This window comes from Mycoplana sp. 10N416 (genome assembly GCF_056394765.1).
In genome coordinates, this window is sequence record NZ_JBFTIM010000002.1 from 274,266 (window position 1) to 289,179 (window position 14,914).

The 14,914-nt window shown below is 62.1% G+C and carries 15 protein-coding genes and 1 tRNA gene; 2 read left to right on the plus strand and 14 right to left on the minus strand.

All coding sequences use genetic code 11. The annotated features are described in order from the left end of the window. Position 1 precedes the first annotated feature (1 nt). From AC1DDS_RS05610 to AC1DDS_RS05630, 5 genes are all read right to left on the minus strand, one after another. Positions 2-724 carry an amino acid ABC transporter ATP-binding protein gene (locus AC1DDS_RS05610; RefSeq protein WP_477477979.1) on the minus strand — a complete coding sequence of 241 codons (723 nt, stop codon included), beginning with the start codon at positions 722-724 and terminating at the stop codon, positions 2-4. Further along, positions 717-1,370, minus strand: a complete 654-nt coding sequence (locus tag AC1DDS_RS05615) for an amino acid ABC transporter permease (protein ID WP_477477980.1) — start codon at positions 1,368-1,370, stop codon at positions 717-719. The genes AC1DDS_RS05610 and AC1DDS_RS05615 overlap by 8 nt, the downstream gene beginning before the upstream one ends. 13 nt (positions 1,371-1,383) lie before the next feature. After that, positions 1,384-2,049, minus strand: coding sequence for an amino acid ABC transporter permease (locus AC1DDS_RS05620; RefSeq protein WP_477477981.1), 666 nt, complete (start codon positions 2,047-2,049; stop codon positions 1,384-1,386). Positions 2,050-2,120: 71 nt separating this feature from the next. Next, positions 2,121-2,930, minus strand: a complete 810-nt coding sequence (locus AC1DDS_RS05625; protein ID WP_477477982.1) for an ABC transporter substrate-binding protein — start codon at positions 2,928-2,930, stop codon at positions 2,121-2,123. Between the two features lie 232 nt (positions 2,931-3,162). After that, positions 3,163-4,680 carry an aldehyde dehydrogenase (NADP(+)) gene (locus tag AC1DDS_RS05630; protein ID WP_477477983.1) on the minus strand — a complete coding sequence of 506 codons (1,518 nt, stop codon included), beginning with the start codon at positions 4,678-4,680 and terminating at the stop codon, positions 3,163-3,165. A 192-nt stretch (positions 4,681-4,872) separates the two neighbouring features. Here AC1DDS_RS05630 and AC1DDS_RS05635 point away from each other — a divergent pair, with 192 nt between their 5' ends. After that, positions 4,873-5,910: an Ldh family oxidoreductase gene (locus AC1DDS_RS05635; RefSeq protein ID WP_477477984.1), complete on the plus strand. Its 1,038-nt coding sequence runs from the start codon at positions 4,873-4,875 to the stop codon at positions 5,908-5,910. A 163-nt stretch (positions 5,911-6,073) separates the two neighbouring features. Here AC1DDS_RS05635 and AC1DDS_RS05640 read toward each other — a convergent pair whose 3' ends face one another. The 9 genes from AC1DDS_RS05640 to AC1DDS_RS05680 form a co-directional block, all read right to left on the minus strand. Beyond that, the gene (locus tag AC1DDS_RS05640) at positions 6,074-7,036 is read right to left on the minus strand and encodes a dihydrodipicolinate synthase family protein (protein ID WP_477477985.1); all 963 of its coding nucleotides are present in this window, start codon (positions 7,034-7,036) and stop codon (positions 6,074-6,076) included. A 124-nt stretch (positions 7,037-7,160) separates the two neighbouring features. After that, the gene (locus tag AC1DDS_RS05645) at positions 7,161-7,865 is read right to left on the minus strand and encodes a GntR family transcriptional regulator (RefSeq protein ID WP_477477986.1); all 705 of its coding nucleotides are present in this window, start codon (positions 7,863-7,865) and stop codon (positions 7,161-7,163) included. 252 nt (positions 7,866-8,117) lie between these two features. Next, entirely contained in the window at positions 8,118-8,849 is a 732-nt protein-coding gene (locus AC1DDS_RS05650) for an ABC transporter ATP-binding protein (RefSeq protein ID WP_477477987.1), read from the minus strand. A 2-nt stretch (positions 8,850-8,851) separates the two neighbouring features. Next, the gene (locus AC1DDS_RS05655) at positions 8,852-9,598 is read right to left on the minus strand and encodes an ABC transporter ATP-binding protein (protein ID WP_477477988.1); all 747 of its coding nucleotides are present in this window, start codon (positions 9,596-9,598) and stop codon (positions 8,852-8,854) included. Then, entirely contained in the window at positions 9,595-10,575 is a 981-nt protein-coding gene (locus AC1DDS_RS05660; protein WP_477477989.1) for a branched-chain amino acid ABC transporter permease, read from the minus strand. The genes AC1DDS_RS05655 and AC1DDS_RS05660 overlap by 4 nt, the downstream gene beginning before the upstream one ends. Then, complete coding sequence (locus tag AC1DDS_RS05665) at positions 10,575-11,453, minus strand: branched-chain amino acid ABC transporter permease (RefSeq protein ID WP_477477990.1); 879 nt, start codon at positions 11,451-11,453, stop codon at positions 10,575-10,577. The genes AC1DDS_RS05660 and AC1DDS_RS05665 overlap by 1 nt, the downstream gene beginning before the upstream one ends. 56 nt (positions 11,454-11,509) lie before the next feature. Then, entirely contained in the window at positions 11,510-12,646 is a 1,137-nt protein-coding gene (locus AC1DDS_RS05670; protein WP_477477991.1) for an ABC transporter substrate-binding protein, read from the minus strand. 440 nt (positions 12,647-13,086) lie between these two features. Further along, positions 13,087-13,833: a DUF5677 domain-containing protein gene (locus AC1DDS_RS05675; RefSeq protein ID WP_477477992.1), complete on the minus strand. Its 747-nt coding sequence runs from the start codon at positions 13,831-13,833 to the stop codon at positions 13,087-13,089. 147 nt (positions 13,834-13,980) lie between these two features. Continuing rightward, a tRNA-Gly gene (locus AC1DDS_RS05680) sits at positions 13,981-14,055 on the minus strand. Positions 14,056-14,346: 291 nt separating this feature from the next. On the opposite strand from AC1DDS_RS05680, the gene AC1DDS_RS05685 reads away from it, so the two are divergent. Then, positions 14,347-14,868 (plus strand): prolyl-tRNA synthetase associated domain-containing protein, encoded by a 522-nt coding sequence (locus AC1DDS_RS05685; RefSeq protein ID WP_477477993.1) that lies wholly within the window; start codon positions 14,347-14,349, stop codon positions 14,866-14,868. The last annotated feature ends 46 nt before the right edge of the window (positions 14,869-14,914 follow it).

Below are 14,914 nucleotides of genomic sequence, written 5' to 3' on the forward strand. Positions count from 1 at the left end.
CTCAATGCGTCGCAGCCAGGAACTTCTTCGTCTCAGCGTGCTGCGGCGCGTCGAACAGCTGCTCCGGCGGAGCAATCTCGGCCATGATGCCCTGATGGAAGAAGGCGACGCGGTCGGAAACCTCGCGCGCGAACTTCATCTCGTGGGTGACGCAGATCATCGTCATACCTTCGGATGCGAGCATCCGCAGCGTATCGAGAACCTCGCCGACCAGCATCGGGTCGAGCGCCGAGGTCACTTCGTCGAACAGCATGTATTCCGGCGACATCGCCAGCGCCCGGGCAATCGCCATGCGCTGCTGCTGGCCGCCCGACATGCGGTTCGGATAGACCGACAGCTTTTCGGCGAGACCGACATGGGTCAGCTGCCGGACGGCGACGGCCTCAGCATCGGCCTTCGACAGACCGAGAACCTTGCGCGGCGCGAGCATGACATTTTCCAGCACGGTCAGGTGCGGGAAGGCGTTCCACTGCTGGAACACGATGCCCACCTTCTGGCGCAGCTTGTTGAGGTCGGTGCCCTTGGCATGAACGTCGGTGCCGTCGATGACGATCCGGCCGGCATCGATCGGCTCCAGGCCGTTGATGCAGGTGAGCAGCGTCGACTTGCCGGAACCGGAGCCGCCGATGACGGTCAGCACTTCGCCCTTGTTGACGGTCAGGTCGATTCCCTTCAGAACCTCCAGTTCGCCGAAGGATTTGCGGACGTTTTCAATCTCAATCATTGGGAGACCACCGTTTCTCGAGATACCCGCCGAGCCGGGCGATGGGGAAGCTGATGATGAAGTAGATGGCGCCGCAGATCAGCAGGATGAACAGCGGCTCCTGCAGGCGGGTGACGAGGATCTGCGAGGCGCGCAGCAGCTCGATCAGGCCGAGCCAGAGCACGAGTGCGGAGTCCTTCATCACGCTGAGCGCCAGGCCGATCCAGGCCGGCAGCGAGACGCGGGTGGCGAGCGGCGCCACGATGTAGCGCATGTCCTGCCACCAGGTCATGCCGAGCGAGCGGGCCGCCCGGCGGGTGGTCACCGGCACCGACGACATGCCGCCGCGGACGATCTCGGTGCAGTAGGCGGCCGTATAGAGCGACAGCACCACGCAGGAGGTCGTGAACGGAGGCCAGCCGAGCTTGGCGATCGACTGGAAGGCATTGCCGAGCACGAGCTGGATCAGCAGCGGCACGGATCGGAACACGTCGAGCACGAAGGTCAACGGTGCGGACCAGTAGGGCCCGAACTGGAAGCGGATCACCCCGCATAGGACCCCGAGCACCGTGCCGGCGGCGACCGAGATGGCGGTGACCGCGAGCGTCATCCCCGCGCCCTGCGCGAGGAAGACCAGGTCACCCCAGGTGAGGGCAGTATCAAACATCACTCACCTCTCCTTAGTAGCGGAACATGCGCGAGGCAAACGCCCGGGCGCCCAGCGTGACGGCCTTGGCGATGACGTAGTAGATCACCGCGGCCAAAGCGAAGAACTCGAAGGTGCGGAACGTACGGGCGTTCAGGTCCTGCGTGACGCCGGCGAGATCGGTGTTCATGCCGACGGTGACGCCAAGCGAGGTCATCAGGATCGCCCAGACCATCTGGTTGGTGACCGGCAGGAAGGCGATGCGCAGCATCTGCGGCATGACGATCAGCCGAAACGCCTGCAGCGAGCTCATGCCGAGCGACCGGCCCGCGCGCGTCTGGGTGTCGGGGATTGCCTTGAGCGCGCCGCGGAAGTTTTCCGCCAGGTAGCCGGCATTGTTGAAGGCGATACCGACCAGGAGCGACGTGAAGGGGCTCAGGTGGATGCCGAAATTGCCAAGCCCGAAATGGGCCATGTAGATCTGGAACAGTGCGGGCGTGTTGCGCGCGACCTCGACCCAGGCGGTGGCGAAACCGCTGAGGATGCGATTGCCCGACCGACGGAACAGCGTCAGAGCCATGGCGATCACCAGGCCGATGGCCATGGAGAGCAGCGCAATCTGCAGCGTCACCAGGGCGCCGTCGAGCATCTGCGGCAGCGCCTTGAACGCCTGCTTCCATTGAAAGGTGTAGCTGAACATTACCGTCTCACCTCTTGGAAAGGAGCAGCGGCGCGAGGGACTGTCCCCCGCGCCGCCAGCGAACGGTCAGCTTAGCGATAGACGCCGTTTACCGTCAGGTTGGCCGGCTCGCCCTCGCCAACCCACTTCTTGTAAAGCTCGGCGTAGCGGCCGCTGCGAACCTGCTGGTTGATGAACAGGTTCAGGTAGTTGATGAAGCCGTACTCTTCGCGGTTGGTGAAGAGGGCCACGTAGTCCGGTACCATCGGCGCCTTGTCTACGATCTTGATGCCCGGGAACTTGCCGGACTTCACGTTGGCATTCGCCACTTCGGTGGTCGAGACGGTGGCATCCAGCTGGCCCTGGCTCAGTGCGAGGAAGACGTCGGCCTGGGTCTGGTAGGGACGGAACTCGCCCTCGCCCCAAGCCTTGACCTGTCCTTCCAGCCAGATCGCTTCATAGGTGCCGGCGGTGGCGCCGACGACCTTGCCCTTCATGCCTTCCCAAGTGGTGAAGTCAGCCTTCTCGCTGGCAACGACCGAGTTCTCGAAGGCGTAGTACGGGATGGTCATGCCGACGGTCTTGGCGCGATCCAGCGTGTCGGAGGTCGAGGCGACGCCGACGTCGACGCGGCCGGACATCAGCGCAGGAATGCGCTCGGGGAACGGCGTCTCGACGATTTCGGCGGTCACGCCCAGCGACTTGGCAAGGTCGTTGCAGTAGTCGACGTCGAAGCCGATCGGGTTGTTGCTCTCGTCGCGCGAGCCCATCGGCGGGAAGTCGAGCACCACGGCGCAACGCAGCGTGCCCGAGGAAATGACATCGTCCAGCTTGTCGGCCTTGGCCGCGGAGACCATGCAGGTTGCGGCCACGAGGCCAGCCATCACGGTTGAAAGTTTCATACGTCTCTCCCTTCATAGGCAATTACGGGTGCCAGAAAGGCGCCATAATCATAATGGCGCCTTAAAAATCAACATAAAAAATACTTGTTGTATACATTTTGAATGCAGGTGGTTGATATTCCAACCACTTTCCTTGCACCGGAAAAGCGCCATGGAACGCCAAATGCATTCCATGGACACCGTCATTCATCCATCGCGGCAGAGCCGGAGGGTTACTAGGCCTTATTGGCCGTCAGGCCAAGAGGTCTTCAGGCAAAATTTCAGCCGGCATGTTCTGGTAGGCAACCGGGCGGAGGAAACGGCGGATCGACATGGTGCCAACGCTGGTCGCTCCGAAGTTGGTGCTGGCCGGATAAGGGCCGCCATGGACCATGGAGTCCACCACTTCGACGCCCGTCGGAAAGCCATTGACCAGCACGCGGCCGGCCTTGTGCTCGAGCACGGGCCGCAAACGGCGGGCCGCGTCCACATCCGCGTCATCCATGTGCAAGGTCGCCGTCAGTTGTCCCTCGAAGGAGCCGGCAAGGCGAAGCATCTCGTCGAGCGAGTTCACCCGCACGATAAGGCCGAGCGGACCGAAGACTTCCTGGCCCAGACCATGATCGGCGAGGAAGTCAGACCCCTTCGTCTCGAACAGGTTGGGAGACGCCTGGCGTCCCTCGGAGCGCGTCACCAGCGTCGCCTGCACCGAATTGCTCGCCAGAAGCCGCTCCTGTCCCTCGCGGTAGGCCGAGGCGATGCCGTCGGTCAACATGGTCTGCGGAGCCACCTGCGCAAGTGCGGCCTTCGTCGCGTCGACGAAACGGTCGGCATCTGGGCCATCGATCACCACGGCAATGCCGGGGTTGGTGCAGAACTGGCCAGCCCCCATGGACAGCGAAGCCGACCAACCCTGTCCGAGCGATTCAGCACGCGCGGCAACGGCATGCGGCAAAACGAACATGGGATTGACGCTGCCCAGTTCGCCGAAGAAGGGGATCGGCTCGGGCCGTGCGGCACACAGGTCGAACAGCGCACGACCACCGGCGAGGCTGCCGGTAAAGCCCACAGCCTTGATCTTCGGATGCTGCACTAGTGCGTGACCCACGTCGCGCTTGCCGCCCTGGATCAGCGAGAAGACCCCCTTCGGCATGCCTGCCTTTTCGATTGCCGCAAGGACCGCTTCGGCGACGATCTCGCCGGTGCCGGGATGGGCCGAATGTCCCTTGACCACGACGGGGCAGCCGGCCGCGAGAGCCGCCGCCGTGTCGCCGCCGGCCGTCGAGAAGGCGAGCGGGAAATTGGAGGCACCAAAGACGGCCACCGGCCCGATCGGGCGCTGCACCATCAGGATCTCCGGCCGCGGTGCCGGCTGCCGGTCGGGCTGCGCCGGTGCGCGCCGGCGATCGAGGTAGTCGCCCTTGCGAATATGCTCGGCGAAAAGCTTCAACTGGCCGACGGTGCGGCCGCGTTCACCCTGCAGTCGCGCCTCTGGCAGGCCGGTTTCCTGGGTGCCGATTTCGGTGATCGCCTCGGCGCGGGCCTCGATTTCCTCGGCAATGGCATCGAGGAACGCAGCGCGCGCTTCCCGCGAGGTGGCGGCGTAGCTCCAGAAAGCCTGTTCGGCAGCCTGGCAGGCGCGGTCGACCAGTTCAACGGTTCCGGCAGAGAAGCGATGTGCTGGACCATGCGCCGGAGCGGAGGTAAAGGTCTGTTCACCGGCGACCCATTCGCCAGCGATCAGGTGTTTGCCGTTGGGGGTATAAGGCATGTCTTGGGATCCTTCGTGTCTTGTGCCTCGGCCACGGGATGGGGGACTAACCGGCACGCTGGCCCGGCACTTGCATCTTTCACCCCATCATGCATACAACATGTCCACATGATTGCAACGCTTGTCTCGGCAGTGCCGCGCACTTCCGATCAAGCGACAGCCACACCGCATGACGCACGAAAGGAAGCTGTAATGAGCCAAGACACCATCCTCACAATCGAGGCCCTGACCAAGCGCGTCGAAGAGATCTTCCGCAAGGGCGGGCTCAACGAGGTTCAGGCGGGTGCGGTCGCCCGGGTGATCGTCGCCGGGGAACGCGATGCCTGCAAGTCGCACGGCATCTACAGGATCGAGGGCGCCCTGCGCACGGTCAAGGCAGGCAAGGTCAAGCCGGATGCGGTGCCGGAACTGACGGTGACGGAAGGCTCGGCCATCGTCAAGGTGGACGCGAAGGGCGGCTTTGCCAATCCGGCGGTCGAGCTCGGCGTGCCGGCCCTGGCAGAGCGCGCCCGCGCCTGCGGCCTGGCGGCTCTCGTCATCAACGACTGCACGCATTTCTCGGCTCTCTGGCCCGAGGTCGAGGCGGTAACGGCCCAGGGCCTTGCCGGGCTCGTCATGTGCCCGAGCTATGCGACCGTCGCGCCGACCGGCGGCAACAAGCCGCTGCTCGGGACCAATCCGTTCGCATTCGGCTGGCCGCGTCCGGGCAAGTCGCCCTACGTCTTCGACTTTGCCACCTCGGTGGCCGCGCGCGGTGAGATCGAGTTGCACCGGCGGGCGGGCAAGCAGCTTCCCGACGGCTGGGCGATCGACGCGGACGGCAAGCCGACGACCGATCCGGAAGCGGCGCTCGCCGGCGCCATGCTGCCGTTCGGCGGCCACAAGGGCTCGGCCATCGGCACGATGGTCGAACTGCTTGCCGGCATCATGATCGGCGACCTGACCAGCCCGGAAGTGCTGGACTACCTCGGCACGACGACGCTGTCCCCCTTCCACGGCGAACTGATCCTCGCCTTCTCGCCGGAAGCTTTTGCCGCAGGCCGTGCCGGCGATCCATTCGCCCGCGCCGAGGTGCTGTTCGAGGCGATCGTCGGCCAGGGTGCCCGCTTGCCCTCGCAGCGCCGCTATGTCGCGCGCGCGAAATCGCAGGCCGAGGGCATTACCCTGACTGGCGCCGAGGTGGAGCAGCTCGACCGCCTCCTGGCGCTCGGGCTTGACGCCATTGCCTAAGTAGCCGGCGCAGGTTTTGCGCTGTCGCCACAATTGACCCCGGTCTAGGCATCGTCCAGGCCGGGGTTTTTTGTCCCTCCGCGGTCGCCTTCTCCGTGTCCTCCAGAACGAAAAAAGGCCCTCCCGAGGGAGAGCCTTCTTGCAAAGGATAGGTGGCCTCGGTTCAGGCCTTGTACTTCTGCACGGCGCCCGGGAGCTTGCTCCACTCGGCGTACCAGGTGTCGAACAGCTTGAGCTGGGCTTCGACATAGCCGCGCTGGCTCTCGGAGAGCGCGTCGGTCGCATTGAAGTGCAGCGTGTATTCCTTGTCGCCCTTCAGCACCATCATGTGCTTGAAGTAGAGGACCAGGTCCGGACCTTCGTCGAAGGAGGAGAGGACGGCGAGCGCCTGTTCCAGCTCCAGCGCGCGCTGGCGGGCTTCCACGTCGCCAGCGGCGGCGGCGCGTGCCAGGTTGCACATGTGCAGGACTTCCTTCGGCAGCACGACGCCGATGCCGGTGATCGCACCGACCGCGCCGCAGTTGACGAAGCCCTGGAACACGCAGGTGTCGACGCCGACCATCAGGATGACGTCGTCATCGCGGCTGGTGATGTGCTCGGCCGCATAGCGCATGTCGGCCGCACCGCCGAACTCCTTGAAGCCGATGAGGTTCGGGTGCTCTTCGCGCAGAGCGAAGAACAGGTCGGCGCGGGTGGCGTAACCGTAATAGGGGCTGTTGTAGATGACCGACGGAAGGTCCGGAGCGGCCGCCAGGATCGCCTTGAAATGGTCCTTCTGGGCGGAGACGATCGAAGCGCGCGACAGGATGCGCGGGATGACCATGAGGCCCTGTGCGCCGACCTTCTGGGCGTGAGCGGCATGCGCCACGGCCGTCGCGGTGTTGACGGCACCCGTGCCGACGACGACCGGAACGCCGGCCTTCACCAGACGCTCGACGCCTTCCATGCGCTGCGCATCGGTCAGCAGCGGCCAGTCACCCATGGAGCCGCAGTAAACGACGGCCGACATGCCCTTTTCGATCAGTTCCTTGCCCTTGCGGACGAGCGCGTCGAAGTCGGGGGTGCGGTCTTCCTTGCAAGGGGTCATCAGCGCGGGGATCACGCCGAAAAAAATCTCGGTCTTCATTGTAAACTCCTCTTTAGGCTGTCGATCGGGCAACTTTGGCGCGCCAATGGCGTCGGTGTCTCATCGCCTTCGACAGGGATAATAGCACTTGTATTTTATTTGTCGACAAGAAATGCACAAAACATCAGAGCGTGATGTTCAGCCGTTCCTTGCGGGTAAAAAGCTTCTGGATTTGAGAGACGATCTGGTCCGCATGTGCCTTCGCCAGGCGGTCGGCAGCCTCCATGTCACGCGCGGCGATCACCGCAATCATCTCGGCATGCTCGTCAATGAAGCGCTGCGGAAATTGCTCTTCGTAGGACTGGTAGTAGAGGCGCAGGATCCGCCGCCCCTCATCCAGCAGCCGGCGGAACAGGCTCGTGAAATAGGGATTGCGGCCCGCATCGGCGATGGCCGAGTGGAAGGCGGCGTTGGTGGCGATCATCGCCAGCGCATCCCTCGCCTCGACCGCCGCGGCATATTCCTCGTGGAAGCCGCGAATCACGACCAGGTCCTCCGGGCGATGGTATTGTGCCGCCAGCCGCGTCGTGACCCGGTACATCAACACCAGCGCATCGAAGAAGGTGTGCATATTGAGGAAGTCGATGTTCGACACCATGGTCGACCGGTTGGGCAGCGTATCGATCAGCCCCTCGCCCGCCAGGCGCACCAGCGCCTCGCGAATCGGCGTGCGCGACATCTCGAAGCGCTCCGCCAACTGCACCTCGTCGATCGGGCTGCCGGGCGGCAGCACGAGATCGAGTATCTCGTCGCGCAAGATGTCGTAGACAAGTTTTACGCCAGATCCGCGCTTGCGTTCCAGGTTTGGTGTCGCCAGTTTTTCAGTCATTTGTCAAACTCTGTGTCGACAAAAGAAATACACACATTGGCTGCGAATTCAACGCCCGCCGCCGGAAACTATTTTCACAGGCTATGCCGGTCACGAGCGCGCCACGGCCCGACGAACAACGGATCCAAGGAGCCGCGCCCCTACCTTGTGGCGCACACCATCGCCGGCTCTGGGAGCCCAAAAGGCCGGGGCAAACACATCCGCCCACCAGGGGCCCGTCCGGCTCCCTTGCACCTGGGCATCCGCCGTAGTTCAGCTCTCGGCAGTCTCCCCACCGACGTGGCCACCAAGGAAAAGCTGTCCTACACGCGGATCGGCAAGTAGCTTTGCCGCCTTGTCGTGCATGCGCGTCTGCCCGAGTTCCAGGACCAGACCGTAATCGGACATCGCCAGCGCCGACTTGGCGTTCTGCTCAACCATCAGAATGGTGACGCCTCGATCACGCAGGCGGATAAGCGTCTGGAAGACTTCCTGGACGAGGTTCGGCGACAAGCCGATCGAAGGTTCGTCGATCAGGATCAGCTTCGGATCGAGCAGCAGCGCGCGCGCCACTTCGAGCTGCTTTTGCTGCCCGCCCGATAGCTCGATCGCCTTGCGGTCGCGAAACTGCCGCAGCATCGGGAACTGGTCCATGACCGTCTCGATGCGCTGACGCACCTGCGCCTGATCCGGCGCGGTGATGCCGCCGAGTTCCAGGTTGTGGTAGACGGACAGTTGAGGCACCACATTGCGTCCCTGCGGCACGTAGGTGACGCCATGGCCGATCATCTGCCGCGGGGTATTTTTCGTCACGTCCTTTCCGTCGAGCAGAACCTGCCCGGACTGGATGTTGAGCAGGCCGAAGATGGCCTTGAAGACGGTGGACTTACCGGCCCCATTCGGTCCGATCACCGTGGTGATGGAGCCCTTCGGGATCGAAAACGACACGCCGTTCAGGATCGTGATCTTGCCGTAACCGCCGTGGACATTCTTCAGTTCAAGCATCGTCAGCCCCCCAGATAGGCGTCGATGACGGTCTGGTTGGCGCGGATTTCCTCCGGCGTGCCTTCCGCGATGATGCTGCCTTCGGCCAGCACGATGATGCGGGTGCAAAGGCTCATGACAAACTCCATGTTGTGCTCGATCACGACAAAAGTCGTGCCATGCTCGGCATTGTAGGCCGTCAGACGCTCCTTCAGACCGGCGAGCATGGTGAGGTTCACGCCGCCCGCCGGCTCATCGAGCAGCACGAGGCTCGGCCCCGCCATGAAGGCCATCGCCGCATCGACCAGCTTCTGTTGGCCATAGGACAGCGAACCGGCCAGCGTGTCGCGGAGATGGGAAAGGCGGAAGAAGGCGATCAACTTCTCGGCCTCGGCGGTCAGGCCGGCATCGCCAGGCCCGAAGAGTCGCGACAACATGCTGCCGTGGTGTTCCTGGCCGGCAAGTATGACGTTGTCGAGGACCGACATCTTCGGGAACACCGACAGCTGCTGGAAGGTCCGACCGACGCCGAGCTTGTTGAGCTCGGAGGCGCGCATCCCGGAAACGTTCTTGCCGTTGACCGCGACGTCGCCGCCATCGGGCGGGAGTTGACCGAGGATGCAGTTGAAAAGTGTCGACTTGCCCGAGCCGTTCGGGCCGATCAGGCCAAGGATTTCCCCCTTGTGCACGTCGAACGAGACACCGTTCACGGCCGTGATGCCGCCGAAGCTCTTCTTGATATCGCGGACGGATAGGACTGGCGCATTCATTTCAGGCCCGCCCCCTCTTTCATGTCGGCCCGAACCTGGTGTCGAGGCCAGAACTTTTCACGCAACCGCCCCCACACGCCGATCAATCCGGAAGGCACGAACACCAGCATCACGATGACGAGCGCCGAGTAGATGATCAGGTAATACCCCTCGGTGAAACGCAGCACCTCCGGCAGCAGGATCACCACGGCCGCGCCCAGGAATGGTCCGAAGAAATAGCCGGAGCCGCCGACCACGACCATCAACAGGATGCGAAGCGAATGGGCAAGTCCGAACGATCCCGGCTCGATGAACTGCACGAGCGGCGCAATCAGGGTGCCGGCCAACCCGCCGAAGGCCGAGCCGATGGCGAAGGCGAGCAGGGTGATGCGTCGCGTATCGACGCCGAGGCTTTCGGCGCGGATGGGGTTTTCCCGCAGCGCCTTGAAGGCGCGTCCCCACGGCGAACGGACGATGCCCCACATTGCCAACGCGGCCAGCACGGTTACGCCCAGCGTGAAGTAGTAGAAGTGCAACTGCTTCATCGTCGAGAACAGGCCGAAATCCGGCCGCGGCATGCCGACGAGCCCATAGGAGCCGCCGGTCAGCCAGTCCTCGTTTCGCAGCACCAGGAAGACCAGCGTGTTGAAGRCGAGCGTGACGAAGGCCAGGAAGTGACCCTTCACCCGCAAGGCCGGGTAACCGAGCAGGAGGCCAACGACGAAACAGGCTATGAGCGCGAGTGGCAGCGTCAGGAGCCAGTGCCAGCCGGCAAGCGTCAGCAGCGACGTCACATAGGCACCGATCGCCATGAACGAGGCCTGTGCCAATGAGATTTGGCCGGCATATCCGAGCGTGAGGTTGAGTCCCATGGCGGCGATGGCAAAAACGAGCCACGAGGTCAGCACGTAGATGATGTAGTTGCCTTGCCCGATTGGCGCCGCGATGGCGAGGGCGAGAAGTCCCAGAATGAAGAGAGTGCGCCTGCGATCGTTCATCAGACAGCCCTGCCTTCCGATGTCCCCATGATCCCTTGTGGCCTGACGAGGATGATGCCGATCAGAAGGACAAGCGGCAGTGCCGCACGATATTCGGCCGTGATGTAGGCTGCGGTGAGATTGTCGAGGACGCCGATCAGCAGGCCGCCCACAAGCGCGCCGCGAATCTGGTTGAAGCCCCCCACGATTGCAGCGATGAAGGCGATCAGGCCAAGTGTCTCGCCGTTCGAGAATTTGGCCAGATAGACCGGGGTGATCAGGAACGAGGCAAGTGCCGCCAGCGCCCCGTTGATCAGGAAGGCGTAGAGGATCATGCGCTTCACATTGACGCCCAGAATTTCGGCGACGGCGGGATTCTGTGCGGTGGCCTGCATGCAACGGCCCGTGCGCGTCCGGTTCAGGAACAACGTCAGCGCCACGACAATCGCAAGCGACAGCACGAGATTGAGGATATCCTGCATCGAGAGGACGGCACCGAAGACATCGATCGGGTCATTCGGAAAGATTGACGGGAACGGCTGTGCTTCCGCGGAGTAGAATTCCTTCACGCTTTCCTTCAGCAGGATGCCGAGGGCCATCGTCGCAATGATCAGCGTAATGCCCCCGTGCGGCAGGATCGGCTCCGCGACGAGCTTCTTGAACATCAGCCCGAGCACCACGACCGAAACAGCAAGACCGAACAGCAATGCGGTCCAAAAAGGCAAGCCGAAAAGGCTCATTCCCGCCAGCACGAAAAAGGCCGGCAGCATGACGAATTCCCCCTGGGCGAAATTCACCGTCTGTGCCGCCTGCCAGACGAGGGTAAAGCCGATCGCGACAAGCGCGTAGATGGAGCCGGTCGCCAAACCGGACAGAAGGACCTGTAGGAACTGGGACATCGCGTCTTCTTCCGAAGGCCGCGGCGAGCGTGCTCGCCGCGGCGGGAAAGGGTTGATCAGTTGGCCGGAACCGTACCGATGACCGCCGGCGCGCCGTCCTTGACCTGAACCATGAAACTCGGACGGGACATTTCGCCCCTGTCATCCCAGCAGGTGTCGAGCAGAATCTTCGGGTGGTCTGCCGCAGTCAGGCAAAGTCCGCGCATCTTTTCGGAGAAGGCCTCGCCGTTGAGGTCACCCACCATCTCGGTGACGTACTTGGTCGTCCAGGCACCGACATAGCCCTTGATGGCATCATGGGTCGGCTTGCGCTTGAAAGTCTCCTCGAACTTCGTCGTGAAGGCCGCAATGCCCGGCACTTCGGTCGCAGTCGCGGTGACGCCGACATGGGCGATTGCGCCGTCGGCGGCGGCCCCCGCCAGTTCCACGACCTTGGCCTCGGTCAACGTGACTTCGCCGACGAGCGGCATGGCCAAGCCCTGCTTCTTCGCCTCGATCAGGAAGCGTGCGGATTCCTCCTGGTTCATGTAGACAAAGACGGCCTCGGGGTTGGCTTCCTTGAGCTTGGCAACGTCGGCGGCATAATCGGTCTGCGCCTGTTCCGAAGCGACGTCGACGACGACCTCGATGCCAACCTTCTTCATTTCTTCAACGAAGACGTCATGACCGCCCTTGCCGAACTCGTTGTTGAGCCAGGCCACGCCCACCTTCTTCGCCTTCAGCGTGTCGGTGAAATAATTCGTCAGCGCCGGAACCCCCTTCTGCGCGCCGGACGACGTGCGGAAGACGAACGGATTGCCCTTCTCCACGATGCTCGGCGCCTCCGAGCCAACGAACTGGGGAATGCTGTTCTGCTGCGCAACCAGCATGTTGACCATCGTCGAGCCGGAATAGATCGTGCCGAGGATCGCATAGGCGCCGTCATCGATCGCCTTCTGGACCATGGCGCGCGAAACCTGCGGATCGGTCTGGGTATCGTATTCGCCGACCTCGACCTGCTTTCCGAGAATGCCGCCCTCGGCGTTGATTTCCTCGGCTGCGATCTTGATACCATCACGCCAGTTGGTGCCGGCGGGCGCGCCTGGTCCGGAAAGTTCGGCAACCATGCCCAGCTTAATCAATTCCTGCGCATGGGCCGCGCTGACAGTTGCCAGAAGCGCGGTCGATGCTGCGAACAAGTATTTGCGGTACATTTAAGTCATCCCCTAAAAATTATGCCTTGGATCTCCGGTGGCTCGGCCTCCTGCCGGAGTCGCCAACGCATTGAAAATACTAGGAGACAAAAGTCAAATTCATCGCTCCCCATCTGCGACGGAATTGGAGGTTTCCACCAATGTTTCCGCTTGGGGCATCGAACTTCCGGCGACCAACATCGCGCAACGACGCGCAGCCAAGTCGTGTCGATAGCGGCGAGAACTGCGGCCCGGAGATGATGCAGGCGACGAACTGCGTCGACCATTGGCCAAATAGCAGTTCGAAAAGCGCTTCCGCCTAAGCAGGTCGCAGAGGGATGGAACCGCATGACTATCGCCCAAGCGCGAGAGAAGGTGTACGGCGTGGACAGCACGTACCCAGAAGACATGCGCGCCGGCATGAGCAGCGGGGAATATTTCTCGCTGGCGACTGTGCGTGGCTAAACCACCAAGTCATCCACCCACGACAATCCCTTCTCCTCGCGATGGCGGCGGTAGCAGTCCATCTCCTCGACTACCTCAGGTTTGGACTTGAAGTAGTCGTGCATAAGCTGGTTCGAGGTGCTCAAGGTGACGATGAACGTGTCAATCGTGGCCGCAAGGTCTTCACGGGTCGGTTTGTCGAATATCACCAAGTCTAGAGTTCCGCCCTCGCGCGGCCGGAAATGCCTGCTGGTAAGCGAACGTAGGTTATTATGGCTGTCGTTGCAAAGGCTGTTGTAGATGGAACGGTACTCATTCTCCATGCCCGCCTTCTGGAATTTCTGAAGGTTCGTCGAGATGTGTACCGTTTTCCTAAGCTTGGCCAGTTCGGCCTTGTGCTCGTCAAGCTTCGCCTGAGCTTCCGGGCTGTCCTTGAAATAGGCAAGGAAGGAGTTCTCGCCGTTCACGCCGTCATCCGCCAGCTTAATCCATTCCTTGTGGTAGGCCGCGAGCATGACGTTCAGATAGTCATCGTCGTTGGCGAGGTTAATGAGGTCAACGTGGGCCTCAATCGCTGAGCGGAGGAGAATGTCCATCCCGGTATAGCCGCCAGCCTCCCTGATTTGCAGGGCAGCGCTCGTCAGTTCGATAATAGAGGAATAGAGTGACACAAGCGTGCGGTGCACCTCGCTGCGCTTGTCGAACTTCAGTTCGGGGAGGTTTTTCACAGTAACGTGGTAAAGCTCGATCAGAAATTCGTACATCTCCACCTCCAGCCGATGGTTGATGACGAATAACAGGCTTGCCCCTTTGACTCCAGTTGACGGTGGCGACAGGGTGGCGACACGAGAAAACCCATTCGAGCTCTCCAAGACATCGCGGCAATAAAGATTGATTTCTTTAGGAGAAAATGGAGCGGGTGAGGCGATTCGAACGCCCGACCCCAACCTTGGCAAGGTTGTGCTCTACCCCTGAGCTACACCCGCTCATCGTCGACGGCCTGGGGTAGTCGGTGGCCGAAGGTCGCTGCGTTGCGGCGACGGGCGGTATATGACCCAAGCGTTTTTCAAATGCAACAGGGAAATGACGAGATTTTCCAGAAATTTTCGATCGGACCGCAGAAGACCTGAAATCCGGCCGCTGCCGCGACGCGTGCCCGGCGCAACGCCCGTTGCCTCTGCTTGCGATAGGTTTTAAGCAACAATACAAGCCAGCCGGTCCATCGCGAGATGCTGAACCGGGCAATGGACAGAAGCGGGACACCAGTGGGATCAGACATGGACATGCAGCGCGACGCACGGCGGCCGAAGACCGAAGAGGAGCTTTTCGCCTTCCTCGACGGCCTCGGCATTAAGCACACGACGAAGAATCATGAACCGGTCTTCACGGTCGCCGAATCGGTGGCGCTGCGCGACGAAATCCCCGGCGGTCACACGAAGAACCTGTTCCTCAAGGACAAGAAGGACAACTTTTTCCTTCTGACTGTGGAGGAGAACGCGACCGTCGACCTGAAGACGATCCATGGCGTCATCGGCGCGGCGAGCCGCGTCTCGTTCGGCAAGCCGGAAAAGCTGATGGAATATCTCGGCGTCATCCCCGGTTCGGTTACCGCCTTTGGCGTCATCAACGACACCGGCCTGAATGTGAAGGTGATCATCGACGCGGACCTGATGGCCTACGACATCATCAACGCGCACCCCTTGCGGAACGACGCGACCACCTCGATCGGATCGAAGGACCTGCTCCGTTTCATCGAGGCGACGGGCCACGAGCCGCTTGTCTTGAAAGTGACCGCCTGACATACGATCTTCTGGCGAAATTCGATTGAAGTCGGGCGATGGTCCG

What these genes read in the sequence shown, in the direction of transcription:
- AC1DDS_RS05610 (WP_477477979.1), bottom strand. Translation starts at nt 724, where the DNA reads ATGATTGAGATTGAAAACGTCCGCAAATCCTTCGGCGAACTGGAGGTT.
- AC1DDS_RS05615 (WP_477477980.1), bottom strand. Translation starts at nt 1,370, where the DNA reads ATGTTTGATACTGCCCTCACCTGGGGTGACCTGGTCTTCCTCGCGCAG.
- AC1DDS_RS05620 (WP_477477981.1), bottom strand. Translation starts at nt 2,049, where the DNA reads ATGTTCAGCTACACCTTTCAATGGAAGCAGGCGTTCAAGGCGCTGCCG.
- AC1DDS_RS05625 (WP_477477982.1), bottom strand. Translation starts at nt 2,930, where the DNA reads ATGAAACTTTCAACCGTGATGGCTGGCCTCGTGGCCGCAACCTGCATG.
- AC1DDS_RS05630 (WP_477477983.1), bottom strand. Translation starts at nt 4,680, where the DNA reads ATGCCTTATACCCCCAACGGCAAACACCTGATCGCTGGCGAATGGGTC.
- AC1DDS_RS05635 (WP_477477984.1), top strand. Translation starts at nt 4,873, where the DNA reads ATGAGCCAAGACACCATCCTCACAATCGAGGCCCTGACCAAGCGCGTC.
- AC1DDS_RS05640 (WP_477477985.1), bottom strand. Translation starts at nt 7,036, where the DNA reads ATGAAGACCGAGATTTTTTTCGGCGTGATCCCCGCGCTGATGACCCCT.
- AC1DDS_RS05645 (WP_477477986.1), bottom strand. Translation starts at nt 7,865, where the DNA reads ATGACTGAAAAACTGGCGACACCAAACCTGGAACGCAAGCGCGGATCT.
- AC1DDS_RS05650 (WP_477477987.1), bottom strand. Translation starts at nt 8,849, where the DNA reads ATGCTTGAACTGAAGAATGTCCACGGCGGTTACGGCAAGATCACGATC.
- AC1DDS_RS05655 (WP_477477988.1), bottom strand. Translation starts at nt 9,598, where the DNA reads ATGAATGCGCCAGTCCTATCCGTCCGCGATATCAAGAAGAGCTTCGGC.
- AC1DDS_RS05665 (WP_477477990.1), bottom strand. Translation starts at nt 11,453, where the DNA reads ATGTCCCAGTTCCTACAGGTCCTTCTGTCCGGTTTGGCGACCGGCTCC.
- AC1DDS_RS05670 (WP_477477991.1), bottom strand. Translation starts at nt 12,646, where the DNA reads ATGTACCGCAAATACTTGTTCGCAGCATCGACCGCGCTTCTGGCAACT.
- AC1DDS_RS05675 (WP_477477992.1), bottom strand. Translation starts at nt 13,833, where the DNA reads ATGTACGAATTTCTGATCGAGCTTTACCACGTTACTGTGAAAAACCTC.
- AC1DDS_RS05685 (WP_477477993.1), top strand. Translation starts at nt 14,347, where the DNA reads ATGGACATGCAGCGCGACGCACGGCGGCCGAAGACCGAAGAGGAGCTT.